Here is a 24013-nt window from a genome sequence, read left to right as displayed (position 1 = left end):
GTTGTGTACGGGTAAGGGGAACCCTTGTGTTCTCTGTGACCGGGTCGGGGACTTCGGCGACTATGGAGAAGCGTGTGATGACGGACGGTAAGCGGCGCAAGGGCCTGATGGCCGCGTCCGCTGTGCTCGGTGGCGTACTGGTGCTCTCCGCGTGCAGCGGGAGCGACGGGGACACGGGCTCGTCGGGCAAGAAGGAGTCGCAGGCACAGGCCGACGAGGCCGCCGCGAAGAAGACCTCCGAGGCCGACATCGAGATCACCCCGAAGGACGGCTCCGACAACGCGAGCATCAACAACGCGGCGAAGGTCACGGTGAGCAAGGGCACGCTCACCGCCGTCACCATGACGACGGCCGACGGCACGGCCGTCCCCGGGCAGATATCCGCGGACAAGAAGAGCTGGAAGCCCACGAACCAGCTGGAGCGGGCGACGACGTACAAGGTCGCCGCCGAGGCCAAGGACTCCCAGAACCGGGTGGCGCACGAGAACGGGTCGTTCACGACCGTCTCCCCGGCCAACAGCTTCATCGGGAACTTCACGCCGGAGGACGGCTCGACCGTCGGCGTCGGCATGCCGGTCTCGATCAACTTCGACAAGGCCATCACGAACAAGGCCGACGTCCAGTCCCACATCACCGTGACGTCCAGCAGCGGCCAGGAGGTCGTCGGCCACTGGTTCGGCGCGAACCGGATCGACTTCCGTCCCGAGACGTACTGGACGGGCGGCTCCACCGTCACCCTGAAGCTCGACCTCGACGGCGTCGAGGGCGCGGACGGCGTCACCGGCGTCCAGCAGAAGACGGTCACCTTCAAGATCGGTCGCAACCAGGTCTCCACGGTCGACGCCAAGACCAAGCAGATGACCGTCACCCAGGACGGCAAGGTCGTCAAGACCATCCCGATCTCCGCCGGATCGCCCGAGAACAAGACGTACGAGGGCCAGATGGTGATCTCCGAGAAGTTCAAGGAGACCCGGATGAACGGGGCGACGGTCGGCTTCACCGACGACGACGGCAAGGGCGAGTACGACATCAAGGACGTCCCGCACGCCATGCGCCTGTCGAACTCCGGCACGTTCATCCACGGCAACTACTGGGGCGCGAAGTCCATCTTCGGCTCGGCCAACACCAGCCACGGCTGTGTCGGCCTGTCCGACGCCAAGGGCGCCAATGACTCCAGCACGCCCGGCGCCTGGTTCTACGACCACTCGATGGTCGGCGACGTCGTCATCGTGAAGAACACCGGCGACAAGACGGTCCAGCCGGACAACGGCCTCAACGGCTGGAACCTGAGCTGGTCGGCGTGGAAGGCCGGCTCCGCCGCCTGACCATCCGGTCCCCGACCGGCTGTTGAGCCCCGATACGCCTCGCGCATCGGGGCTCTCGGCGTCTTCCGGCAGCGCCCGGGCCGCCGGCGGTGACCGGTCTCATCCCGTTCTCATCAGCACCTCACAGAACCCTTACAGCGCCTCAATACGGTTTCGCCGCAGCGGAAGCCGGAGCGACGACCTTTGCTCCGGCTTCCGCTGATTCCTGTCAGCGCCCCCGTCCCCGTGGGCCGTCACCGGCGAGGCTTCGATGTTCTTCACCTATCTCAGGCGCGAGTTGCGCCGCCGCAGAAGGGCGGCGCTCGTCGTCGCCTCCGGCCTTGCCCTCGGCATCGCGCTCGTCATCGTCGTCAGTTCCGTGTCCTCGGGCATGAACAAGGCGCAGGACAAGGTGCTGCAGTCGCTGTACGGCCTCGGCACCGACATGACCGTCACCAAGGCCGCCGCCGCGCCCAAGGAGGGCGAGACCGGGCGGCCGCGGTTCAACTTCGACGCCAAGGACAGCGACTCCGGCGCGGAGCAGAGCAGCGACCGGGTGATGGTGCAGGGGTTCCAGACCCTCGCCGCGTCCACGGTCACCGAGGTCGGGCAGCAGAAGGGCGTCGCCGACACGGTGGGCGGCCTGAACCTGCAAGTCATGAAGGTCAGCGGGCAGTTCACGCGCGGCCAGTTCAAGCAGGACCAGCAGCAGGGCGGTCCCGGTCGTGGTGCGGGCGGCGGCACCGGCCAGCCGCAGGGCCGCGTCGAGGGCGGCGGCGCCGACTTCGACGTCAACTCGTACTCCGTGTTCGGCACCGACGTCACCAAGCAGGACCTCGGCCCGCTGACCTCCTCGAAGATCACCAAGGGGCGGACGTTCAAGACGTCCGAGACCGACGCGAAGGTCGTCGTTGCCGACGCGTCGTACGCCAAGGAGAAGAAGCTCGCCGTCGACGGCACCGTCACGGTCAAGGGCACCAAGTACAAAGTCATCGGCATCGCGACGCCCGACAGCGGGGACGCCGCCGCCAATCTGTACCTGCCGCTGAAGCAGGCGCAGACGCTCGCCGACGCCGAGAACAAGGTGACGACGGTCTACGTCAAGGCGAGCGACTCGCAGCAGATCGACTCCGTGAAGTCGACGATCCAGAAGAACATCAGCGGCACCACCGTCACCACGTCCGCCGATCTCGCCGACACCGTCTCCGGCTCCCTGTCCACCGCCTCCGACCTCGCCTCGAACGTCGGCAAGTGGCTGTCGCTCGCGGTGCTCGTCGCCGCGTTCCTGGTGGCCGGGCTGCTCACGTCGTCGGCCGTGTCGCGGCGGGTGCGGGAGTTCGGCACGCTGAAGGCGCTCGGCTGGAGGTCGGGGCGCGTGACCCGGCAGGTCGTCGGCGAGGCCGTCGTCAACGGGCTGCTCGGCGGCGCCCTCGGCATCGCCGTCGGCCTCGCGGGCGCCTACGCCGTCACCGCCATCAGCCCCACGCTCTCCGCCCAACTCGGCGCGAGCGGCGCCCAGTCGGGCCCGGGCGGCGGCTTCGGCGGCGGCATGATGCGCCAGGCCGCGAGCGGCGGCGGCAAGACCCTCGACATCGCGCTCAGCGCCCCGGTCTCGGCCACCACCATCGCCCTCGCGGTCGGCCTCGCCGTCGCGGGCGGTCTGATCGCCGGAGCCTTCGGCGGCTGGCGGGCCTCGCGGCTGCGCCCCGCCGACGCGCTGCGCCGCGTCGAGTAGCAGCAGCCCTGCACCGGGCAGCCAACCCCCTTACGTATCGCAGGAGTTGCACCATGTATCAGCTCAGAGGCGTCACCAAGCAGTACCGGCGCGCCAAGGACACCGTCCACGCGCTCGCCGGCATCGACCTGACCATCGGCGACGGCGACCGGCTCGTCATCCAGGGCCCCACCGGCGGCGGCAAGTCGACGCTGCTCCAGATGCTCGGCGGCCTCGACCGGCCGAGTGCGGGCAGCATCGAGCTCGACGGCACGGATCTGGCCAGGCTGCCGGAGGCGCGGCTGACCAAGGTGCGGGCCGAGTCCATCGGGTTCGTGTTCCAGTCCTTCAACCTCATCCCGACGCTCACCGCCCTGGAGAACGTCGAGACGGCCCTCGTCCCGCTCCGCCTCAAGGCCTCCGACCGGCGCGAGCGGGCCGCCGAGGCGCTCAAGTCCGTGGGCCTCGGCGAGCGGCTCGGGCACCTGCCCGCCGAGCTGTCCGGCGGTCAGCAGCAGCGCGTCGCCATCGCACGGGCGCTGGTGAAGAACCCGAAGGTGCTGCTCGCCGACGAGCCCACCGGCAACCTCGACGAGTCCATGCGCGACGAGATCATGGACGTACTGGAAGCGCAGTGGAAGGAGCACGGGCTGACCTTCATCATGGTCACCCACGACTCCGCCATCGCCCGCAAGGCGCCCCGGCTCGCCACCCTTCGCAAGGGCCTGATCTCGGTCAAGGAGAACGCCGCGTAAAGCATGCGGGCAGAGCAACCAATCGCCCCCCTCGGCCATCTATCTGCGGGGGGCTGATCGCAGTCCCCCGGGGGTTGAACCACCTTCACCAGGGGGGAAGTTGCTCAGATCACCTCATACCCGGACGCGTCGGGCGGCGGTCGCCGTAGCGGGCGCCGCCGCCGTCGCGTTGGCCGCGGGCCTCATGTCCGCGCCCGCGGGTGCCGCCGCACCGGCCGACTCGGTGCGCACGGCACAGCAGACCGCGCAGCGGGACCTCACCGCGAAGCGGTACGTCACGCTCATCACCGGTGACCGGGTCACGCTCGACGCGAAGGGCAAGCCGGTCGGGCTGCAGCGCGCCAAGGGCCGCGAGCGCATACCGGTACAGACCCGGATAGTCGAGGGGCACACCTATGTGGTGCCCCTCGACGCGCAGCGGCTCATCGCCACCGGCAAGCTCGACCGGCGGCTGTTCGACGTCACGGAGCTGTCCAAGGCGTCGTACCGCAAGGCGCAGAAGAACGGCCTGAAGGTCATCGTCGGCTACCAGGGCGCCGCCAGTGCCGCCAAGGCCGAGGTGCGCGACGCCGGTGACACCAAGGTCCGCCGGGCCCTGAAGGCGCTGAACGCGGACGCGGTGACCACGCCGAACGACGACGCGAACAAGCTGTGGGACGCGGTGACGAACGGCAAGGGCGCCACCGCCGCCGGCGTCAGCCGCATCTGGCTCGACGGCATCCGCAGGGCGAGCCTGGACAAGTCGGTGCCGCAGATCGGCGCGCCCAAGGCGTGGGCCGCCGGGTACGACGGCAAGGGCGTCAAGATCGCCGTCCTGGACACGGGCGTCGACGCGACCCACCCCGACCTCAAGGACCAGGTCGTCGAGTCGAAGAACTTCTCGACCGCGCCCGACGCCACCGACCACTTCGGGCACGGCACGCACGTCGCGTCCATCGCGGCCGGCACCGGCGCCAAGTCGGGCGGCAAGTACAAGGGCGTCGCCCCGGGCGCCAAGCTGATCAGCGGCAAGGTCCTCGACAACGACGGCTACGGCGACGACTCCGGCATCCTCGCGGGCATGGAGTGGGCGGCCGCCGAGGGCGCCGACGTCGTCAACCTGAGCCTGGGCGGCACCGACACCCCGGAGATCGACCCGCTCGAGGCCGAGGTCAACAAGCTGTCGCAGGAGAAGGGCATCCTGTTCGCCATCGCGGCGGGCAACGAGGGCCCCGAGTCCATCGGTTCGCCCGGCAGCGCGGACGCCGCGCTGACCGTCGGCGCCGTGGACGGCAACGACAAGCTGGCCGACTTCTCCTCCACCGGTCCGCGCGTCGGCGACGGCGGGATCAAGCCGGACGTGACGGCGCCGGGCGTCGACATCACGGCCGCCGCCGCTCCCGGCTCGGTGATCGACAAGGAGGTCGGCGAGAACCCGGCCGGGTACCTCACCATCTCCGGTACGTCGATGGCGACGCCGCACGTCGCCGGTGCGGCCGCGATCCTCAAGCAGCAGCACCCGGACTGGACGTACCAGCAGCTCAAGTCGGTCCTCGTCGGGTCGACGAAGGGCACCGCGGGGCTCACCCCGTTCCAGCAGGGCAGCGGCCGCATCCAGGTCGACAAGGCCATCACGCAGACCGTGTTCGCCGAGAACGCGTCGGTGAGCTTCGGCGTCGCGCAGTGGCCGCACACCGACGACACCCCGCTCACCAAGCAGGTGACGTACAAGAACACGGGCACGGCCGACGTCACCCTCGACCTCGCCCTGGCGACGGGCACCAACCCCAAGGGCCAGCCGGCCCCCGCGGGCTTCTTCAAGCTCGGCGCCACCAAGGTCACCGTCCCCGCGGGCGGCACCGCCTCCGTGGACGTGTCGGCCGACACCAAGCTGGGCGGCACCGTCGACGGCGCGTACTCCGTGTACGTGACGGCGACCGGCGGCGGCCAGTCCGTGCGGACCGCGGCCGCGGTGCAGCGCGAGGTCGAGTCGTACGACGTGACGCTCACGCACATCGGGCGTGACGGGCAGCCGCTGCCGACGTACCTGACCGACCTGTACCACTACGGGGCCGGCGGCATCGACCAGGTGTCCTCCGCGCCGCAGGTCGCTTCCGGCAAGGTCACGATGCGCGTGCCCAAGGGCACGTACCTGGTGGACGGCATCCTCGCCAAGGACCTGGAGCACGGCACGGGCGGCGTGGACTGGCTCGTGCAGCCCAAGCTGAGCGTCACCAAGGACGTGTCCCTGACGCTGGACGCCCGCAAGACCAAGGCGGCCGACATCACGGTGCCGGACACCGGTGCCACGCCGCTGGCGGCCACCGTCGGCTTCACCTACGACCCGGCCGCGTTCGGGCTCACCGTCGGCGTCGGCTCCTTCGCGGACGTGCGGGTCGCGCCGCTCGGCGCCGACGTGCCCAGCGGCATGGCGCAGACCTGGTTCGGGCAGTGGGCCAAGGGCGGCGCCGCCGAGTACGACGTGGCGACCACCTCCGCCGTCAAGCACCTCACCGGCGGCAAGGTCAAGCACTTCAGTGCGTCCGAGCTGGCGACGATCACCACCAAGGTGGGGGCCTCCGCCCCCGGCAAGACCGGCATGGTCAGCGCCACCGGCGAGTTCCCGACCGACCTCGTCTACGGCGTGACCGCCGAGCAGAAGCTGCCCGCCACCCGCACCCTGCACGTCTCCACGGGCGAGGGCATCCGGTGGGGCCTGGACGTCGGGCAGTTCGCGGGCAAGGACGCGCAGGACAGCCCGATCCAGGACGCCTTCTACACGCTCGGCTACCCGCAGGCCTTCCAGGGCGGCAAGAGCTACACGAAGACGTTCAACACGGCCGTGTTCGGGCCGCTGATCGGCGGCGACTTCGGGCTGTACCGCGACGGCAACGACATCTCCGGTTCGCTGCCGCTGTTCGCCGACGGCCAGACGCACGCGGGCTCGTCCGACTTCACCTCGGTCGGCACGACGCTCTACCGCAACGGCACGAAGGTCGGGTCGAACCATGACCCGCTCTTCGGCGGGGGGAGCTTCAGGGTCCCCGCCGGCGACGCCGCGTACAAGCTGACGACCTCGGTCAAGCGCGACCCCAAGGTGGCGACCGCGACCCCCGAGATCTACGCGACCTGGTCGTTCCGCTCGAAGGGCGTGGCCGACCTGGTCAGGCTGCCCGCCTCCGGCGTCCGCTTCGCCGCGACGACGGGCCTGGACAGCACGGTTCCCGCGGGCAAGACGCAGTCGATCCCGCTCCAGGTCCAGGGCGCCGCCAAGGGCAGCAACTTCAAGTCCATGTCGGTGTCCGTCAGTTACGACTACGGCAAGACCTGGAAGCAGGTCACGTACAAGAACTGGAAGATCTCCGTCAAGAACCCCGCCAAGGGCAAGGCGATCTCCTTCCACGCCAAGATCACCGACAAGAAGGGCAACGTGTCGACGATCTCGGTCTACAACGCGTACTACGGCAAGTAGTCAACGCACGTACACAGGCGGCCCGTTCCGGCTTATGGCCGGGGCGGGCCGCCCGTGTTGGGATGACCCCCATGACGACTCAGACGGTCGAATACATCCGCTACCACATCGCCGAGGACCGCTCGCCCGGCTTCCTCGCCGCCTACACCCGCGCGGCCCGGCAGCTGGCCGCCTCCCCGCACTGCGTCAGTTACGAACTCACGCGCTGCGAGGAGGACTTCGAGCACTTCGTCCTGCGCATCGTGTGGACCTCGACCGAGGACCACCTCGAAGGCTTCCGGCAGTCCGACCTCTTCCCCGACTTCCTCGCGGAGATCCGCCCGTACGTGGGTGACATCGACGAGATGCGCCACTACAAGCCGACGACGGTGCGCGGCAGCGGGTCGGCCGAACCCACCCTCTACGCATGGGCGGGCGGCGCCGAGGCGCTCAGCCGCCTCACCGCCGTCTTCTACGACCACGTCCTCAAGGACGACCTGCTCGGCCCGCTCTTCGCCGACCTCCCCGCCGAGCACGCCGAACACGTCGCGCTCTGGCTCGGCGAGGTCTTCGGCGGCCCGTCCGCGTACACGGAACAGCACGGCGGACACAGCCACATGGTCGCCAAGCACATCGGCAAGGGCATCACCGAGCCGCAGCGGCGCCGCTGGGTGAACCTGATCCACGACGCGGCGGACGAGGCGGGGCTGCCGACGGACGCCGAGTTCCGTTCGGCGTTCAGCGCGTACGTGGAGTGGGGGACGCGGCTCGCGGTGTACTTCTCGGGCCCGGACGCGACCCGGCCCGCCGAGCAGCCGGTGCCGCAGTGGACCTGGGGCGCGGCCCCGCCCTACCGGCCCTGAGGTCCGGGCTCGGAGTGCAGCTGCGCCGCGGCGTCGGTGCCCCAGCTCGCCAGCAGGCGCAGCGCGTCCGCCGAAGCGGAATCCGGCTCCGCGCTGTACAGGCTCAGGAACTGGCCGTCGTCGTCCGGCAGGTACAGCGTCTCGTACGCGAGGGTCAGCTCGCCGACCAGCGGATGCCGCATCCGCTTCACGCCGTGGCCCTTCTGCTTCACGTCATGGGTGGCCCACAGCCGCCTGAACTCCTCGCTCTTGACGGAGAGTTCACCGACCAGCGCCGACAGCTCCGGGTCCTCCGCGTGCTCGCCCGCGTACATCCGCAGATAGCTGACGATGTCGCTGGCCTTGGACTCCCAGTCGATGAACAGCTCGCGGTAGTCCGGGTTGAGGAACGTCATCCGCGCCCAGTTCCGCTCGCCGGCCGGCAGGCTGCCCCAGTCGCCGAAGAGGGCCGCCGCCATCCGGTTCCAGGCGAGGATGTCGGCCCGCGCCCCGGCGACGTACGCGGGCACGCCCTCCACCGAGTCGAGCAGCTGGCGCAGCGCGGGCCGCACCTGCTGGCGGCGGGGCGCGCGGTGCTTCTTGCGCTGCTGCTGCGGCTTGGCGAGATGCGTGAGGTGGGCGTGCTCGGCGTCGGACAGCTGCAGGGCGCGCGCGATCGCGTCGAGGACCTCGGCCGACACGTTGCGCCCGTTGCCCTGCTCCAGGCGGGTGTAGTACGCCACCGAGACCCCGGCCAGCTGTGCCAGCTCCTCGCGGCGCAGGCCCGGGACGCGGCGGGCCCGGCCGAGGGACGGGATCCCCACGTCCTCCGGCTTGAGCCGGGCCCGCCGGGTGCGCAGGAACTCGCTGAGCTCGGCGCGGCGGTCGAGGCCGTCGGGGGAGTGGGGGTGATCGCTCATGCCTCCAGTATTCCCGGTCGTACGAAACCGAGCCTGACCCCGCCAGTGGTAGGACCGCTGGACGTACGCAAAGCGATGACCTGGGTGAACGTGGATCGGGCTGGCAGGCTGGTCGCATGACCACGACTGTTGCCGCATACGCCGCTCCCAGCTCCAAGGCTCCGCTGGAGCGCACCACCATCGAGCGCCGCACGGTCGGCGAGCACGACGTGCTGATCGACATCAAGTTCGCCGGCATCTGCCACTCCGACATCCACCAGGCCCGCGAGGGCTGGGGCGAGGCCCTCTTCCCGATGGTCCCGGGCCACGAGATCGCCGGTGTGGTCGAAGAGGTCGGCCCGGGCGTCACCAAATACCGGGTCGGCGACCGCGTGGGCGTCGGCTGTCTCGTCGACTCCTGCCGCGAGTGCGAGAACTGCAAGGCGGGTCAGGAGCAGCACTGCCTGAACGGCAGCATCGGCCCCACGTACAACGCCATCGGCCGCGACGGCACGCCGAACTACGGCGGCTACTCGCAGAAGGTCGTCGTCGACGAGAACTACGCCGTCCGCATCCCCGACGGCCTCTCCCTCGACGTGGCCGCCCCGCTGCTCTGCGCGGGCATCACCACGTACTCCCCGCTGAAGCACTGGGGCGCGGGCCCCGGCAAGAAGGTCGCGGTCGTCGGCCTCGGCGGCCTCGGCCACATGGGCGTCAAGATCGCCCACGCGCTCGGCGCCGAGGTGACGGTCCTGTCCCAGTCGCTGCGCAAGAAGGACGACGGCCTGAAGCTGGGCGCCGACCACTACTACGCGACCAGTGACCCGAAGACCTTCGAGGACCTGGCCGGCACCTTCGACGTCATCCTCTCCACCGTGTCCGCGCCGCTCGACTTCGGCGCGTACCTCGGGCTGCTCAGGACGGGCGGCGCCCTGGTGAACGTCGGCGCCCCCGAGGAGCCGGTCGCGCTGAACCTCTTCACCCTCATCGGCGGCAACAAGACCCTCGCCGGATCGATGATCGGCGGCATCGCCGAGACCCAGGAGATGCTCGACTTCTGCGCCGAGCACGGCCTGGGCGCCGAGATCGAGCTCATCGAGGCCAGCCAGATCAACGAGGCCTACGAGCGCGTCATCAACTCCGACGTGCGCTACCGCTTCGTGATCGACACCGCGACGATCTGACTCCGGCAACTCCCCCTACTCCAGGGGTAATCGACGGCCCTCCCCGGGATCCGGCAGTGTTTCCCCCGACACCGCCGGAACCCGAGGAGGGCTCGCTCATGACCGCCTACGTGATAGCCGTGATGCGCCCGACGACCGCACCGCACCCGGACGTCCTCACGTACATGGAGCGTGTCCAGTCCACCTTCGAGCCGTACGGCGGCCGCTTCCTGGTCCACGGCAAGCAGGCGAACTGGGTGGAGGGAGAGCCGCTCGGTGACGTCGTGATGGTCGAGTTCCCCGACCTGGACCGGGCCCACGCCTGGTACGCGTCGCCCGCCTACCAGGAGATCCTGCCGATGCGCACCGACCACCTGCCCGGCAGCCTGGTGTTCCTGGAGGGGGTGGCGCCGGGCTACGAAGCGGCGCGTACGGTCGCGGCGATCCGCGGGACGTCGTAGGCCCAATGCCCCAACTCCCGCACTCCGCAAGGCGGATGCGTCACCGCACCGGCCCTTCCTACCGTGGCTGTACGACTTCACGCAGCGCCCGGAAGGGGACCGCACGATGCCCGTCGAACTGAACCACACCATCGTCGCCGCTCATGACAAGCAGGCCTCCGCCCGCTTCCTCGCCGACCTCCTCGGACTCGAAGTGGGCCCGCCGGACGGCCCGTTCACCCCGGTCGAGGTCGCGAACGGCGTCACGCTCGACTACTACGACCGCGAGATCGACGACTCCGCGTTCGGCGAGCGGATCACCCCGCAGCACTACGCGTTCCAGGTCACGGACGACGAGTTCGACGCGATCCTCGCCCGGATCCGGGCGGCGGGTCTGACCCACTGGGCAGACCCGCACCACCGGACCCCGGGCGAGATCCGTACCCGTGGCCGCAGCAGGGCCACGTACTTCGACGACCCGAACGGGCACAACATGGAGATCCTGACGACCGGTTGAGCCCGGTCGCGCACTCGTGCCGCGACTACGGGGTGCCGCGACTACGGGATGCGCCGCGGCCGTACCCCGTCGAGGGTCGGCGTGACCGCCTTCATCAGACCGTCCGCCCCGAACGTGACCCGGTCGATGGTGGTCTCGCGGTGGGTGCCGTCGCCGCCCGGGATCGCGAAGCGGTGGTAGGCGATGTACCAGTCGTCGGTGCCGGGCACCTGGAGCAGCGAGTTGTGCCCGGTGCCGAGGATGCCCTGGGCGGGATCCTTCTCCAGTATCACGCCCCGGTTGGTGAACGGTCCGTAGGGGGAGTCGGAAGTGGCGTACCCGACGCGGTAGTTGACGCTTCGGGTGTCGTCGATGGAGTACGTCAGGTGGTACGTCCCCTTCCTCCGGACGACGAAAAGACCCTCCCTGAAGTCCTCAAGTCCCTTGATCTGACGCACCTTTGAGGCGTCGTACGACACCATGTCGTCGTTCAGCGGGACGACCCAGGCCGAGCCGTTGCCCCAGTAGAGGTACGCCTGCCCGTCGTCGTCCGTGAAGACGGCCGGGTCGATGGCCTGGCCGCCGCCGTCCGGATTCGCGGCGATGAGGACCTTGCCGCTGTCCGTGAAGGGTCCGGTGGGTGAATCGGCCGAGGCGACCCCGATCTTCGCCTCGGCGCAGAAGTAGAAGTAGAACCGCCCGTCCTTCTCGGCGATGGTCGGGGCCCACGCCCGGGACTCGGCCCAGCTCACGTCCTTGCCGAGGTCGAGGATGACCCCGTGGTCGGTCCAGTCGACGAGGTTCTTCGACGACCACACGCCGAAGGTGGTCCCGCTCCAGCCGTCGAACCCGTCCGTGGTGGTGTAGAGGTAGTAAGTGCCCCCGAACGCGACGATGTTGGGGTCGGCGTGGTACCCGGGCAGCACGGGCGTCCGCATCTCCACGGCCGATACCTTCCAGGTCCGGGCGGCGCCCTGCGCCGAGGTGACGGTGTACGTGACGGGCCGGCGCAGATCCACGCGGCGGCCGCTGGCGGGGCTGATCCGCGCGCCGGGTGCGAGCGTGAACTCGGGTCGTAGCGACTGAAGTTGCGTGCCGGGTGCGACGGGCAGGACGACGGTTCCGCCGGTCTCCCCCTCTTCTTCGATGATCGCGGGCACCTTCAGGGCGGCCAGCTCGACGCCGCGGATGCTGGTGGCGTTCGCGGGCAGGGCGGCGATCTCGTCCGCGGACAGGGCGCGGTTGTAGAGCCGTACGTCCCGCAGCCGTCCCTTGAGGCGCTTGTCGGACGCGTACACGGAGCGGCCCAGGTGGTTGGCGGTGGTGCGGCCGCCGCCGATGTCGCCGGGGGCGAGGTGCGTGGCCGTGTTCGTGGCGACGACCGCGCCGTCCAGATACAGCCGGGAGGTGTGGCTGCCCCCGTCGACGGTGTACGTGACCTGGGCCCAACGCCCGCGCGTGAGACCGGTGTTGGAGTCGACCCCCTGCTCTCTCTTCCAGTTGCCGTCGGACAGGCCGGCGCGGAACCCGGAGTCTGCCGAGCCGCCGGAGGAGAAGAGGTAGCCGTCGCCGTACCCGGTGGCCGCGGCGGTGTTCCCGAACCCGTAGAGGAAGTACGGAGTCGCCTGGTCCTCGTCCACCCACACGTCGGCGGCGACGGTGACGGCGTCGAGCCCGGCGAGCATGTCGTCCGGCAGCTTGACGTGCCCGGTGGCGCCGCCGAGCACGAGCGCCCCGTCGGACCAGGAGGCGTCGCCCTCGGCGGTGCCGTGATAGCCGTGCCCGGAGACGTCCTCGGCATCGCTGCCGAGCGGCCAGTGCGCGACGAGCCCGTGCTCGTCGGCGCGGACGGGGGCGACGCCCCACTTCTCCTGCAGCCGGTCGAACTCGCCCTGGGTGACGGGCAGTACGGTGCCGTGGCGCGGCGCGGACGGCAGCCGCCGCTCCTTCACCTCGGTCCAGACCCCGGCCGCGAGATCGTCGGAGACGAAGGGGATGTACCCGCTCCCGGTGTAGTCGTCGACGAACAGGTACCACTGGTCCGCGCCGCTGGTGGGGTTGGCCTTGAAGACGAGCGGCCCCTCGCCCTGCGCCATGGCGCCCATGCCGATGCCCTCGGCGACGGTCGTCCAGGAGGTGGAGAGGAGGTCCGTGGACTTCTCCTCCAGGATGAACTTCCCGTACGGCGACTGGTCCGCGCCCCGCTCGTCCTTCGTGAACCGGTAGTACGTCCCGTCGTGCGCGATGACGGTGGAGTCGATGACGGAGTACCCGGGGTCGTTCCACACCTTGGCCTCGGTGAACGTCACGAAGTCCGTGGTGGTGGCGTACAGCATCCGGTTGTACGTGTCCCCGGTGTGTTCGGGATCGTCATCGGCGTACAACTTGGAGGCCCAGAAGACGACGTACGCGCCGATCTCCTCGCTCCAATAGGCCTCCGGCGCCCAGGTGTTGCCCGCGTTCTCGGGTGACACTTCGACGGACCGCGGCCCGTCCCAGTTCACGAGATCGGTCGACTCCCACACGATGATCGACCGGCTGCCGTGCCGCTGCACGTAGTCCCAGCCCTTGCCGCCGTTGATCTTCAGATCGGTGGCGATGAGGAAGAACTTGTCCCCGTCGGGCGACCGGATGACGAAGGGGTCGCGCACGCCCTTGTCACCGAGGTCGGAGGTGAGCACGGGGGCGGCGCCGTTCAACTCCCGGTAGTGCACCGGGTCGTTGCCCCGGCTGAGGGCCATGTATATCTGCTCGCCAGTGGCGGTGCCCTCGCCGGTGAAGTAGACGAAGAGGTATCCGGCGTAGTCGGCGTCCTTGCCCCGGGTGCGAGCCTGTGCGGCGGGTGCGGGCAGCGCGGCGGCCGTGACGGTGAGGGCACCGGCGACCAGCAGATGCCGACGGGAGAGGTGTGGCGTCCTGTTGGTGGGCATGCGTCGCAGTGAAGAAGCCCCTCAGTGGCCCGGTCAAGATCCGTGACGCAGATTGGTCCGAGAAATCGAAGGGTGGTCGAGATGCCGAACGGCAAATGTGCGCAACTGCCCTATCCCGCCCACCCTTTGAGCTTCTCCCGGTGTGGCCCTAATCGCGCCAGTCGGCCTCGACAGCCATCATCCGGGCGGTCTTCGCCGGGTCACGGTCGACGAGCGTCGCGAGGATGTCATCGACGGCCTTGAGGGCGTCCTCGCCAAGGCGTACGCCCGAGGCCGCGACGTTCTCGATGACCTGCTCCGGCCGGCTGGCCCCGATGACGGTGGAGGACACGCCCTCCTGGTGCAGCACCCAGGCAATGGCGAACTGGGCCATGGACACACCTGATTCCTCGGCGATCGGCCGCAACTCCTGGACGTGCTCGAGGAGTTGCCTACCCATGACCCGCCCGATGAACTGCGGTGCCCGCCCGCCCGCGACGGCCCGCGACCCCTCGGGCGGCGCCTGCCCCGGCCGGTACTTGCCCGTCAACACCCCCTGCGCCAACGGCTGGAAGGCGAGCTGCCCGATGCCCCGCTCCCGGCACAGCGGCAGCACCTCCGGCTCGATCACCCGCCACAGCATGTTGTACTGCGGCTGGTTGGAGACGATGCGACTGCGCAGCCCCAGTTCGTCGGCGAGCGCGAGCGCGGACGCGATCTGCGGCGCGGTCCACTCCGACACCCCCAGGTACAGCACCTTCCCCTGCCGGACCAGGTCGTCGAACGCGACGAGGGTCTCCTCCAGCGGGGTGCGCTCGTCGAAGCGATGGGCCTGGTAGAGGTCGACGTAGTCGGTGCGAAGGCGGCGCAGCGATGCGTCGCACGACTCCATGACGTGCTTGCGGGACAGCCCGCGGTCGTTGGGTCCGTCACCCACCGGCAGGCAAACCTTGGTGGCGATCTCCAGCGAGGACCTGCGCACACCGCTGGCCTGCAACGCCTCCCCGAGCAGTTCCTCGGCGGCGCCCTGGGCGTACACGTCCGCGGTGTCGAAGGTGGTGATGCCGACGTCGAGGGCCGCCCGGATGCACGCCAACGCGCCGTCCCGGCCGACCAGTTCGCCGTGCGTGAGCCAGTTTCCGTAGGTGATTTCGCTGATCATGAGGCCGCTGCGGCCGAGCGCACGATGTTCCATGGCGGAAGCCTAGGGAACCCCGGGGCCTCAAGTAGCCCTGAATCAGCACCGCACCTCGGATCCCGAAGTGGAACTCCTGCTGAAGCGCGAGGCCGGAGACGGTCCGCGGCGGCGCATCGGAACAGCCCTTCTGGGGGCTGGTCCCGTGGGCGGCGAACCTGGCGGGCGCCGGACAGCACGAAGCCGCAACAGCCGTATGCGGACTGCTCGTTGGCGAGACCCGGCGTGAGGCAGCAGCCGGGCAGCGCACGGTCCTTCCCTGAGCCCGGGGGAGGGGGCGCCGCCCTCGCCCAGTGGTCCACCCTGTTCGTCTTGTCGGGGCGGGAGGACGAGCCCGTGGCGAGCGCCGAGTTCCCGATGATCGCGTTCGGCACCGAGGTCGAGCGAGTGGGAAGCGCGCGACGCCCTCCTCGACATGCTGCCGGAACTCGAGGTGCAGGCGCCGGCCCTGCGTGAGGCCGACGCCCTTGCCGAATCGGTCGACGTACGGCGCAGGATCACCGCCCTCCTGGTCCTGGGCCGGTGCGCGCACCCCTACCGGTTCTCGGGAGGCTCTACGGGGTCATCCCGCCCCGCACCAACCCCACGATCTCCTCGTCGCTCAGCCCGAGCCGGCGCCCCTCCGACACCAGCGCCAGCACCTTCTCCATCAGCCGGGCCCGCCCGGCAGCCGCGTCGCCGGAGAGCACCACGGCGCCCCGCCCGCGCCGCAACTCGATGAGCCCTTCGTCGCGCAGCCGCTGGTAACCCCGAAGCACCGTATGGAGGTTGACGCCGAGCGAGTCCGCGAGTGCGCGGGCCGACGGCAGGCGTTCGCCGGGGGACACGTCCCCATCGGCGACAGCCCGCCGCACTTGCGCGGCGATCTGGTCACCGAGCGGGGTGGTGGATCCCGGAGTCACACGAATCAGCACGCTGTCATCCCGAGGTTGAAGAAGTCCCGTGCGTGGTACGGGAGTTGTCGATGAGGGACGTCAACAGTGCAGCAGCGGTGGCCGCGTCCTCCACGGTCACGGCGAACTCCCGCCCGTCTTCGCCCCCGTCCCTGCCCCGGCGCCGCACGACGAGCGCTTCGCCGGAGCGCAGGATCACCCCGGAGGCGCCGGGCCTGATCCGGTAGCCCCAGCCGCCGAAGTCGCCGATCGCGCTCACCTGCCGTGCCGTGGCGCTCGCCATGCCGTCCAGCGGGACGCGGACGCGGGCCCAGGGCAGCCCGAGCACGGAGACGCTGAGACCGCGCGGGCCCGCGGCGACCTGGAGCCGGCTGAAGACGAGGCAGGACAGCCCGGCGGGAACCAGGACCGTGCACGGGATCCACCCCAGCGGCGCCACGGTCGCGACTCCGCCCACGACCAACACGCCGCCGATCAGGCCGAGTTGCCAGGACCCCGTGCCCCGCACCCACACGGCGCTCTCCGTCTCGCCCAGCGTCAGCCGCCCCGCGGGCCCGACGCCACGCCCCACCGGTCCGCCGGGCCAGCCGCGCGCGATCAGCCACCCGACGCAGCCCGCCGCGACGGCGACCGCGCACCCGATGCCGAGGTGCCACACGGGCATCCGTACGTCATGCGCGTCGGCGACACCGGAGTTCACGACGAGCGCCGACACCATCACGGACCCGGTCAGCCCGGCCGCCGCCCACGACAGAGGCGGTATCCACCGCGCGGCACCCGCCTGCTGGAACCCGCCGAGCGCGCCCATCAGCACCCCCATCCCGAGCAGCACCCCGACAGCGACCCCCACGAAACCCCCGCCGGACCCGAACCCGTCCGGCGCTCCGCTCCCCGGAAAGTGCGTGGCGATCGGATCCGGCAGCCGTTCGCGTACGCCGAGATAGACACCGCCGACGACGAGGGCGGCCAGTACGCAGGGCGCGGCGGAAGCGGCGACCCGTACGCGCTTGGAGGGCGGCATGGAGGACGGCATGGAGGACGGCATGGAACCTCCCGAATGTGCGGTACTTGTTTGCGTCATACTAGAACAATGACGGGTTGACTGTCACCTGGCCGGCTGGTCGAGGTGTCGTGGTACACGCGGACGGAGACAGGCGTGCCCTCGCCGACGTGATCGATGACGTTCGTCACCAACTCGACCGCGCAGAGCAGGACTTCGTAGCCGTGGGCGCAGATGGCGGCGGAGCCGGGCTGTGAGCACCCGCCTCACCCCGAGCGGCGGTCCGCCATCAGGTGCCCCAGCCACTGCTCCTGCCCCGGATACGCCCGCTCCCGCGGAACCGGCCCGGCCCGCGGAGTCCACATCCCGCACCGATGCCAGCCACTCGTCCGCGTAGAGCCGTACCGCTTCCCCCGACAGCCCGAGCTGCAACGACCGGTGAGGCAGGGGCCGTAGATGCAGATCACGCTCGGGGTCCCACTGGACCCGGGCGGGTGCGCGCCTCAACTCCCTTTTCCAGGACGCCTGATCGGTGTGCACGCCGCGCGTGTAGCTCGACAGGCCGCGGGCAGGCCGATCTCCGGGCGGTAGGCCTGGTAGACGGTGACCGTGGACGGGGTGTAGCGCGCCCGGATCTCGTGCCGGGGTTGTGACTTCATGTGCACCAGCCGCTCAGTAGTAGCCCTTCGACCCGTCGAGCAGCTCACGGACGATGTCCGCGTGCCCGGCGTGCCGGGCCGTTTCCTCGACCATGTGGGTCAGCATCCAGCGGAGGTTCGCGGCGCCGGAGCGGTAGTCCGGGTGCCGGCCCACGTCGTCGAGCGACGCGGCGGCGACGATCTCGTTGCTCCGGGCGCACTGCGCCTCGTACGCCGCGAGCAGCTCGGCGAGCGTCTTGCCCTGAGTATCCCAGTCGGCGTCCTCGTTCTTCTCGTCGAACGCGGGGTTCGCGGACTGGTCGCCGCCGAGGAACAGCACCTCGAACCAGGTGTGTTCCGTCCACCTCATGTGCGTGATCAGCCCGGCCATCGTGGTCAGCGGCGAGGACGGGAGTACGGCGCGCTGCGCGTCCTCCTCGCTCAGCCCCTCGCACTTCCAGCGGAGGATCTGCCGCTGCAGATCGAGCCAGCCGACCAGGGAGGTGCGCTCGTCGGGCTGCAGGGGCGGGCGTTCAAGCGAAGGCGTCATGGGGTGGACGCTAGCCAGGAGCGGGGTCCCGCGGCATCTGGATTTCGATACAGCGGGGCGGGCGGGCGCGTGCGCGGCCCCACGGGTGGCATTCCGGTGGCGCCGGAACGGCTCAGGAGGCGGACGGCTCGATCTCCCCGGCGAAGACGATGACCTGGTCGATGAGGCTCCGTCGCAGATGGACGACGTCCGTTCCCGCCAGGCGGGGGCCTCCGTCCGGCGTGGTGAAGACCCACTGGTACCGGGCCCACTCGTCCGGCATGTCCACCGCCGAACAGCGCACCATCGTGCCGGTCCCCGCGGGGTGGCGCCGGATGTCCAGCACGAACCGCTCGACCGCCTCGATCCCCTCGCTGCGGCCCAACGGCCCCCAGAAGACCACGTCCGAGGTGAGGGCCTGGGAGAGCAGCGCGGTCACATAGCTGTCGTCCGAGGCGTTGAACGCGGAGATGAATGTGTCGATCGCGGCCCGCGCGGTCTCTTCATGCATGCACCAGTAATACCAGTCGCCCTGCGGACCACGCTCGTCCCGTGGGCCGTCTCCCGAACGCGGTGAACCATCCCGGTCACAGCACTGGTCGTGTGCCGCCACCAGAAGTACCCGCCCGTCAGGAACCGGCCCCCGCCCGGAGCGCCACCACCTGCGCCGCGCAATAGTCCCGCACCTTCGCGTACCGCTCTGCCGTGTCCCCGTAGTACGACCACGGCGTCGTGCCCGCGTACCCGTCGACCGCGCGGAACTGTTCCAGGGCCTCCTCGTACCGGTTCTGCCAGTACAGGAAGTAGCCGAGCATGTGGCGGGCCGGTGGGAGGAGCCGGTCGTGGGGGTTCGCCGCGTGCGCCGCGGCCACGTCGGTGAGCGCCGCGTCCGTCGCCGCGACGATGTGCGGCTGCTGGTAGTACGTGCCCGGGTTGAGCGTCTCGTCCGTGATCTCGTACTCGAAGTACGCGTCCAGGACGACCGTGGAGAGCAACTGCCCGGGTCGGCCCTTCGCCGCGGCCGCCCTGCCGAACGCCTCCGCCGCCTCGTGCGAACCCCGCCACTTCGCGCACCAGTACTGCAGCGCCGTGCGGTGCGCGGCCACGTGGTGCGGATCGCGCTTGTCCACCTCGGCCCAGATCGCCTCGAACCTCTCGTGCGGATCGCCGAGCCCCATCGCCAGCGGCAGCTCGGCGATGAACGGGCACGGGTCGTCGCCCGCCAGCGCTTGCGCCGCGTCGAACGCCTCGCGGGCCTGCGCGAGGATCCGGTGGAAGCCGTCGAACTGCTCCCGGGTCGTGGCCCCCGCAAGCCCGCCGCCGCGGATCGTCCACGCCAGGTCGACCAGCGACCGGGCGTTGACGAGCGCCGCCCCGGGATCGTCGCGCCGCGCGGTGCGCCAGGCGAGCAGCCAGGCGTCGTCCTCGACGGCCTCCGCGGCGAGGGCGTTGGCGCGGCGGTTGCGCTCCGCCCAGTCGCGGCCCGCGTCGGCCAGATACGCGGCCCCGGCCTGCCAATTCCCTGCCCGTACCGCCGACTTGGCCTGCTCGCTCAGCGGGTCCGGGGCCATCGCCTCGTCGGCAGAGATCTCTTCGACCGGCGTGAGAGCGAACTGCCGTGCAGCAGCGGCGAGTTGCTTGTCGCTGAACGAGCCGACGCGGTTCGGGCCCGCCCCGCGCCGGTTCCGGAAGAAGCCCATCAGATCGCCTCCTGCGCTCGTGTGCTGCCCGCCGGGGCCAGCAGCTCCCGCAGGCCGGTCGTGTCCGGCACGTCCGCCACCGCCGCGTCCAGCGCCCCCGCGAGCTGCTCCTCGGAGGCGTCGTGCAGCCGCAGCAACGCCGAGTCCGACCAGGACAGTTCGAAGTGCGCGGCGCCGCGCCCGACCAGCTCGGCGACGGTCAAGTTCCGCAGCATGCCGTGCAGTTGGGGTCGGGCGAACTCGCGTGCCGCACGGCCCTTCGCTGCCGCCGCCTGCGCGGACCTGGGCAGCCGGTCCGCGACCTGCCACAGCGCTCCGGACTCGATCGCCGCGAGCACCGAGTCGAACGAACCGTCCCCGCCGGTCACCTCGCCCACCGCCTTCCGCAGCGGCCGCGCGGCCTCGGCGGCGTACGCCGTCATCGACTCGTGGACGAGCTGCTCCCAGTCGGCGGTGCGGCGCATCCCGAGCGCCTTCGGGGTGAGCGACGCCTGCTCCAGGGCCGTGAACGCGGCCACCGGATCCGTGAGCAGCCCGATCGCGGAGCCGGCCGCGCCCGGCTCGCGCCCGTCGTCGGGGAGCTCCTCGATGCGGGCCACCCGGTCGGCCATCGGCGGGTGCGTGTCGTACACGGAGAGCTCCTCCTGCGGCAACTTCCCCCGCATCTCGTCCAGTTCGGTCGAGCGCGCCTGGAGCAGGTGGTGCAGCCCGCCGTACACCTCGCCCTGCGGCGGCAGCAGGCCCGCGCCCGCGCCGAGGCTCGCGTACGACTGCATGTAGAAGCCGAACGCGGCGTCCAGGACCGGGATTTCGCGCAGTGCGGAGGCCGTCGCGGTGCGGCCCGCGATCCGCGCGGCGGCGAGGTCGGCGGCGTACTCCTGGCGGCGCATCGTGCCCCGCATCACCCGCACGTAGAACTTTCCGTACCAGATGAAGGGCTTGGCGGCGAGACGGAAACTCAGGCCCGCGGAGCCGGTGTTGACCGCCCGCGCCGACTTGCCCTTGGCGACGCGACGCGCCTCTTTCTCCTCCGCCTTCGACCGCTCGTCCTCGACCCGGGCCGCCGAACGCGCCAGCAGTGTGGTGACGGTGCGGGAGATCTGCTCGAAGCCGCGCCGGTTGATCGCGCCGAGCCGGGTGTCGGAGTGCGAGTAGTGGCCGAACTCGTGGGCCAGTACGGAGATCAGCTGCGCCTCGTCGAGCCCGCTCAGCAGCGGGGCGCCGATCAGCAGCACGCGCCGCCCGGGGAACAGGCCGAGCAGCCGCGACTTCTCGTAGACGGCGGCGTTCACGGCCGGCACCAGATAGATCTCGTCCGGGCCGCGGGTGCCGGTCTGCTCGGCGAGCCGCCGGACGGCCGCCCACAGCCGCGGGTCCTGGGCCTCGTCGACCCGCACCCCGTCGGCCGGCGGCTCGAAGCGCGGGCCGCGCACCGCGAACATGCCCTGCAGGATCGGCACGCCGACGACCAGGCTGAGGAAGACGACCTTGAGCGCGGCGATCCCGTGCCCGCTGTCCGCGATCAGCCACCAGTCGGCCGCCCCCAGGGCGCCGAGCAGCACGAGTCCGACGAGATAGAAGCCGAGCAGCAGCACGAGAGCGCGCACGGCGCGCAGAGTTGAGCCCATCGGGCGGTTCCCCCCACGGGAAATCAGCAGACCTCAGGAAGGCAGGCAGAAGGCAGGCAGCAGCAGATACGTGTGGGGGGAACGGGAGTATGACACAGCAGGGCCGGGCCGCGTCGGCCCAGGTCGGCCCAGGTCAGCCCAAGGTCAGTGCCGCAGCGACGCCGGGCTTCCGCCGTTCGCCTCGAACCCCGCCACCGCAAGCGCCCGGTACTGCGCGTACGCGCCCGCCGGATCCGACTCCGACGTCCACGGGATCGCCCCCACGTACCCGTCCACGTGCACCACCTGCTGCATCGCCTCGGCCCAACGCCCGCTGCGCACAAGGAAGAAGACCAGCAGATGACGTACGTGGGCGAGCATCGGGTCGTCGGGGCGTGCCGCGTGCACCGCGAACAGCGCGCCGTGCAGGGCCTTGCTGACGACCTCGCTCTCGTAGAAGCCGCGCACCAGATTCAGATCGGGCATGTGCTCGTACAGCGCGAACAGGGGGAGCGCGGCCAGCAGCGAACCGCGCGGGGCGCGCGCCGCGGCCGCCTCGGCGAACGCGAACGCCTCCTCGCGCGAGCCGTGCCACTTCTCCGTCCAGTAGCGCAGCCCCGCCAGGTGCGCGCCCATGTGGCCGGGCGCGGTGTCCAGGATCTTCAGCCACAGCTGCTCGAACTCGGGCTGCGCGTAGCCGAGCCCGCGCGCGACCGCGAGCTGCGTGATGTGCGGGACCGGGTCGCCGGGTGCGAGGAGCGCCGCCTGCTCACAGGCGCCGCGCGCCTCCTCCAGGATGATCCGCTGCTCGTCCGCCGTCCCACCGCCCCGCCAGGCCTGCTGCACCAGGAACTCGGCGAAGACCTGCGCCCCGCCCGCGTCCTTGGGCTGCTGCGAGCGCCACGCGTGCAGCCACCCGGCACCCAGCCGCGGCGTCTGCTGCAGCTCGATGGCGGCGGCCCCGGCGATCGCCTGCACCCGCTCCCAGCGCGCCTCGGTCTCCCTGCCGGTCCCGGCCAGCAATTGCGAAGCCGCCGTGAAATCCTGATTGCGCTGTACGACGGCCATCACGTCCAGGAGGTCCTGGTCGGGGCCCGGCAGCCGGACGTCCAGGTCCTCCTGCCGTACGAAGCCGTAGTCCGCAGGATCGGCGGCATCCGGGGAACCCGGGGCCACCTGACGGATCCCGCCCCCGCCGCGCCGCCGCAGCATCACCACCCAGGCGATCATCAGCACGGCCATCAGGACCCAGAGAATTCCCATACCTACAAGCTAACCGAGGACGCCCACCCGCCGCGGAGCACTACTCTCGGGCCACATGAGCGACACGCACAGCCACAGCGCCCCACGAGGGTTCGAGACGACCGCCATCCACGCCGGGAACACGGCAGACCCCGTCACCGGCGCCGTCGTCCCGCCGATCTACCAGGTCTCCACGTACAAGCAGGACGGCGTCGGCGGCCTGCGCGGAGGCTACGAGTACAGCCGCAGCGCCAACCCGACCCGCACCGCCCTGGAGGAGAACCTCGCCGCGATCGAGGGCGGCCGCCGCGGCCTCGCCTTCGCCTCGGGCCTGGCCGCCGAGGACTGCCTGCTGCGCACGGTGCTGAGCCCGGGCGACCACGTGGTCATCCCGAACGACGCGTACGGCGGCACGTTCCGCCTCTTCGACAAGGTCGTCTCGCGGTGGGGCGTCGAGTGGTCCGTCGCCGACACGAGCGACGTCGAGTCCGTACGCGCCGCACTCACCCCGAAGACGAAGGCCGTCTGGGTCGAGACGCCCTCGAACCCGCTGCTCGGCATCACCGACATCGCCGCCGTCGCCCAGGTGGCCCGCGAGGCCGGGGCCCGCCTCGTCGTCGACAACACCTTCGCCAGCCCCTACCTGCAGCAGCCGCTCGCGCTCGGCGCGGACGTCGTCGTGCACTCCATGACCAAGTACATGGGCGGCCACTCGGACGTCGTCGGCGGCGCGCTCGTCGTCAACGACCCTTCCCTGGGTGACGAGTTGGCGTACCACCAGAACGCGATGGGCGCGGTCGCCGGGCCTTTCGACTCCTGGCTCGTGCTGCGCGGCATCAAGACGCTGTCCGTGCGCATGGACCGGCACAGCGAGAACGCCACGCGCGTCGCCGACATGCTCACCCGCCACCCGCGCGTGACGAAGGTCCTCTACCCGGGCCTGCCCGAGCACCCGGGCCACGAGATCGCCGCCAAGCAGATGAAGGCGTTCGGCGGCATGGTCTCCTTCCAGGTCGAGGGCGGCGAGGAAGCGGCCGTCGAGGTCTGCAACCGGGCCAAGCTCTTCACGCTCGGCGAGTCCCTCGGCGGCGTCGAGTCCCTCATCGAGCACCCGGGCCGCATGACGCACGCGTCCGTCGCGGGCTCGGCCCTCGAGGTGCCCGCCGACCTCGTGCGCATCTCGGTCGGCATCGAGTCGGCCGACGACCTGCTGGCCGACCTCCAGCAGGCGCTCGGCGGCAAGTAGCGGCCGCTGTC

The 24013-nt window shown here is 70.7% G+C and carries 19 protein-coding genes and 2 pseudogenes; 9 read left to right on the top strand and 12 right to left on the bottom strand.

What is annotated here, in order from left to right:
* Window positions 1-77 precede the first annotated feature (77 nt).
* The 5 genes from ACIBUY_RS18530 to ACIBUY_RS18510 all read left to right on the top strand — a co-directional run bounded on the left by ACIBUY_RS18530 (window position 78) and on the right by ACIBUY_RS18510 (window position 8066).
* On the top strand, window positions 78-1325 hold the full coding sequence (locus ACIBUY_RS18530; protein ID WP_365579150.1) for an Ig-like domain-containing protein: 1248 nt from the start codon (window positions 78-80) through the stop codon (window positions 1323-1325).
* Window positions 1326-1575: 250 nt separating this feature from the next.
* A complete protein-coding gene (locus ACIBUY_RS18525; protein ID WP_399153068.1) occupies window positions 1576-3039 on the top strand; it encodes an ABC transporter permease in 1464 nt (487 codons plus the stop codon).
* Between the two features lie 53 nt (window positions 3040-3092).
* Window positions 3093-3773: an ABC transporter ATP-binding protein gene (locus ACIBUY_RS18520; protein WP_399153067.1), complete on the top strand. Its 681-nt coding sequence runs from the start codon at window positions 3093-3095 to the stop codon at window positions 3771-3773.
* Window positions 3774-3957: 184 nt separating this feature from the next.
* Window positions 3958-7224 (top strand): S8 family peptidase, encoded by a 3267-nt coding sequence (locus ACIBUY_RS18515; RefSeq protein ID WP_399153179.1) that lies wholly within the window; start codon window positions 3958-3960, stop codon window positions 7222-7224.
* A gap of 71 nt (window positions 7225-7295) precedes the next feature.
* Window positions 7296-8066 carry an antibiotic biosynthesis monooxygenase gene (locus tag ACIBUY_RS18510; protein ID WP_365579156.1) on the top strand — a complete coding sequence of 257 codons (771 nt, stop codon included), beginning with the start codon at window positions 7296-7298 and terminating at the stop codon, window positions 8064-8066.
* On the opposite strand, the gene ACIBUY_RS18505 is transcribed toward ACIBUY_RS18510, so the two are convergent.
* Window positions 8054-8965 (bottom strand): helix-turn-helix transcriptional regulator, encoded by a 912-nt coding sequence (locus ACIBUY_RS18505; protein ID WP_365579158.1) that lies wholly within the window; start codon window positions 8963-8965, stop codon window positions 8054-8056. The genes ACIBUY_RS18510 and ACIBUY_RS18505 overlap by 13 nt on opposite strands.
* Before the next feature lie 116 nt (window positions 8966-9081).
* On the opposite strand from ACIBUY_RS18505, the gene ACIBUY_RS18500 reads away from it, so the two are divergent.
* The 3 genes from ACIBUY_RS18500 (at window position 9082) to ACIBUY_RS18490 (ending at window position 11064) form a co-directional block, all read left to right on the top strand.
* Window positions 9082-10128 (top strand): NAD(P)-dependent alcohol dehydrogenase, encoded by a 1047-nt coding sequence (locus ACIBUY_RS18500; protein ID WP_365579160.1) that lies wholly within the window; start codon window positions 9082-9084, stop codon window positions 10126-10128.
* A gap of 98 nt (window positions 10129-10226) precedes the next feature.
* Window positions 10227-10568 carry a DUF1330 domain-containing protein gene (locus tag ACIBUY_RS18495; protein ID WP_365579162.1) on the top strand — a complete coding sequence of 114 codons (342 nt, stop codon included), beginning with the start codon at window positions 10227-10229 and terminating at the stop codon, window positions 10566-10568.
* A gap of 106 nt (window positions 10569-10674) precedes the next feature.
* Entirely contained in the window at window positions 10675-11064 is a 390-nt protein-coding gene (locus ACIBUY_RS18490) for a VOC family protein (protein ID WP_365579164.1), read from the top strand.
* Window positions 11065-11105: 41 nt separating this feature from the next.
* Here ACIBUY_RS18490 and ACIBUY_RS18485 read toward each other — a convergent pair whose 3' ends face one another.
* From ACIBUY_RS18485 to ACIBUY_RS18435, 11 genes and pseudogenes are all read right to left on the bottom strand, one after another.
* Complete coding sequence (locus ACIBUY_RS18485) at window positions 11106-13973, bottom strand: family 43 glycosylhydrolase (RefSeq protein ID WP_399153066.1); 2868 nt, start codon at window positions 13971-13973, stop codon at window positions 11106-11108.
* 148 nt (window positions 13974-14121) lie between these two features.
* On the bottom strand, window positions 14122-15147 hold the full coding sequence (locus ACIBUY_RS18480; protein WP_399153065.1) for an aldo/keto reductase family protein: 1026 nt from the start codon (window positions 15145-15147) through the stop codon (window positions 14122-14124).
* A gap of 554 nt (window positions 15148-15701) precedes the next feature.
* Window positions 15702-16061, bottom strand: coding sequence for a GntR family transcriptional regulator (locus tag ACIBUY_RS18475; RefSeq protein WP_365579168.1), 360 nt, complete (start codon window positions 16059-16061; stop codon window positions 15702-15704).
* Between the two features lie 4 nt (window positions 16062-16065).
* A complete protein-coding gene (locus ACIBUY_RS18470; RefSeq protein ID WP_399153064.1) occupies window positions 16066-17085 on the bottom strand; it encodes a hypothetical protein in 1020 nt (339 codons plus the stop codon).
* 92 nt (window positions 17086-17177) lie between these two features.
* A pseudogene (locus tag ACIBUY_RS18465) lies at window positions 17178-17276 on the bottom strand (ATP-binding protein); the annotation flags it as partial.
* Window positions 17277-17399: 123 nt separating this feature from the next.
* Window positions 17400-17699, bottom strand: a pseudogene (locus ACIBUY_RS18460) (DUF4291 family protein); the annotation flags it as partial.
* 13 nt (window positions 17700-17712) lie between these two features.
* The gene (locus ACIBUY_RS18455) at window positions 17713-18228 is read right to left on the bottom strand and encodes a DinB family protein (RefSeq protein WP_399153063.1); all 516 of its coding nucleotides are present in this window, start codon (window positions 18226-18228) and stop codon (window positions 17713-17715) included.
* A 112-nt stretch (window positions 18229-18340) separates the two neighbouring features.
* Entirely contained in the window at window positions 18341-18718 is a 378-nt protein-coding gene (locus ACIBUY_RS18450) for a nuclear transport factor 2 family protein (protein WP_365579174.1), read from the bottom strand.
* Window positions 18719-18836: 118 nt separating this feature from the next.
* Entirely contained in the window at window positions 18837-19907 is a 1071-nt protein-coding gene (locus ACIBUY_RS18445; RefSeq protein ID WP_365579176.1) for a hypothetical protein, read from the bottom strand.
* Entirely contained in the window at window positions 19907-21514 is a 1608-nt protein-coding gene (locus tag ACIBUY_RS18440; protein ID WP_399153062.1) for a M48 family metalloprotease, read from the bottom strand. The genes ACIBUY_RS18445 and ACIBUY_RS18440 overlap by 1 nt, the downstream gene beginning before the upstream one ends.
* Window positions 21515-21679: 165 nt before the next feature.
* Entirely contained in the window at window positions 21680-22777 is a 1098-nt protein-coding gene (locus ACIBUY_RS18435) for a hypothetical protein (RefSeq protein WP_365579180.1), read from the bottom strand.
* Window positions 22778-22832: 55 nt separating this feature from the next.
* Between ACIBUY_RS18435 and ACIBUY_RS18430 the strand changes: the two genes are divergently transcribed.
* Window positions 22833-24002 carry a cystathionine gamma-synthase gene (locus ACIBUY_RS18430; protein WP_399153061.1) on the top strand — a complete coding sequence of 390 codons (1170 nt, stop codon included), beginning with the start codon at window positions 22833-22835 and terminating at the stop codon, window positions 24000-24002.
* Window positions 24003-24013: the final 11 nt, after the last annotated feature.

Source organism: Streptomyces sp. NPDC050085 (assembly GCF_044460595.1).
Lineage (GTDB): Bacteria > Actinomycetota > Actinomycetes > Streptomycetales > Streptomycetaceae > Streptomyces.
The sequence above is the reverse complement of the archived record's forward strand: the minus strand, read 5'-3'. Positions and strand labels throughout refer to the sequence as shown.

What these genes read in the sequence shown, in the direction of transcription:
- ACIBUY_RS18530 (WP_365579150.1), top strand. Translation starts at nt 78, where the DNA reads ATGACGGACGGTAAGCGGCGCAAGGGCCTGATGGCCGCGTCCGCTGTG.
- ACIBUY_RS18525 (WP_399153068.1), top strand. Translation starts at nt 1,576, where the DNA reads ATGTTCTTCACCTATCTCAGGCGCGAGTTGCGCCGCCGCAGAAGGGCG.
- ACIBUY_RS18520 (WP_399153067.1), top strand. Translation starts at nt 3,093, where the DNA reads ATGTATCAGCTCAGAGGCGTCACCAAGCAGTACCGGCGCGCCAAGGAC.
- ACIBUY_RS18515 (WP_399153179.1), top strand. Translation starts at nt 3,958, where the DNA reads ATGTCCGCGCCCGCGGGTGCCGCCGCACCGGCCGACTCGGTGCGCACG.
- ACIBUY_RS18510 (WP_365579156.1), top strand. Translation starts at nt 7,296, where the DNA reads ATGACGACTCAGACGGTCGAATACATCCGCTACCACATCGCCGAGGAC.
- ACIBUY_RS18505 (WP_365579158.1), bottom strand. Translation starts at nt 8,965, where the DNA reads ATGAGCGATCACCCCCACTCCCCCGACGGCCTCGACCGCCGCGCCGAG.
- ACIBUY_RS18500 (WP_365579160.1), top strand. Translation starts at nt 9,082, where the DNA reads ATGACCACGACTGTTGCCGCATACGCCGCTCCCAGCTCCAAGGCTCCG.
- ACIBUY_RS18495 (WP_365579162.1), top strand. Translation starts at nt 10,227, where the DNA reads ATGACCGCCTACGTGATAGCCGTGATGCGCCCGACGACCGCACCGCAC.
- ACIBUY_RS18490 (WP_365579164.1), top strand. Translation starts at nt 10,675, where the DNA reads ATGCCCGTCGAACTGAACCACACCATCGTCGCCGCTCATGACAAGCAG.
- ACIBUY_RS18485 (WP_399153066.1), bottom strand. Translation starts at nt 13,973, where the DNA reads ATGCCCACCAACAGGACGCCACACCTCTCCCGTCGGCATCTGCTGGTC.
- ACIBUY_RS18480 (WP_399153065.1), bottom strand. Translation starts at nt 15,147, where the DNA reads ATGGAACATCGTGCGCTCGGCCGCAGCGGCCTCATGATCAGCGAAATC.
- ACIBUY_RS18470 (WP_399153064.1), bottom strand. Translation starts at nt 17,085, where the DNA reads ATGCCGTCCTCCATGCCGTCCTCCATGCCGCCCTCCAAGCGCGTACGG.
- ACIBUY_RS18455 (WP_399153063.1), bottom strand. Translation starts at nt 18,228, where the DNA reads ATGACGCCTTCGCTTGAACGCCCGCCCCTGCAGCCCGACGAGCGCACC.
- ACIBUY_RS18450 (WP_365579174.1), bottom strand. Translation starts at nt 18,718, where the DNA reads ATGCATGAAGAGACCGCGCGGGCCGCGATCGACACATTCATCTCCGCG.
- ACIBUY_RS18445 (WP_365579176.1), bottom strand. Translation starts at nt 19,907, where the DNA reads ATGGGCTTCTTCCGGAACCGGCGCGGGGCGGGCCCGAACCGCGTCGGC.
- ACIBUY_RS18435 (WP_365579180.1), bottom strand. Translation starts at nt 22,777, where the DNA reads ATGGGAATTCTCTGGGTCCTGATGGCCGTGCTGATGATCGCCTGGGTG.
- ACIBUY_RS18430 (WP_399153061.1), top strand. Translation starts at nt 22,833, where the DNA reads ATGAGCGACACGCACAGCCACAGCGCCCCACGAGGGTTCGAGACGACC.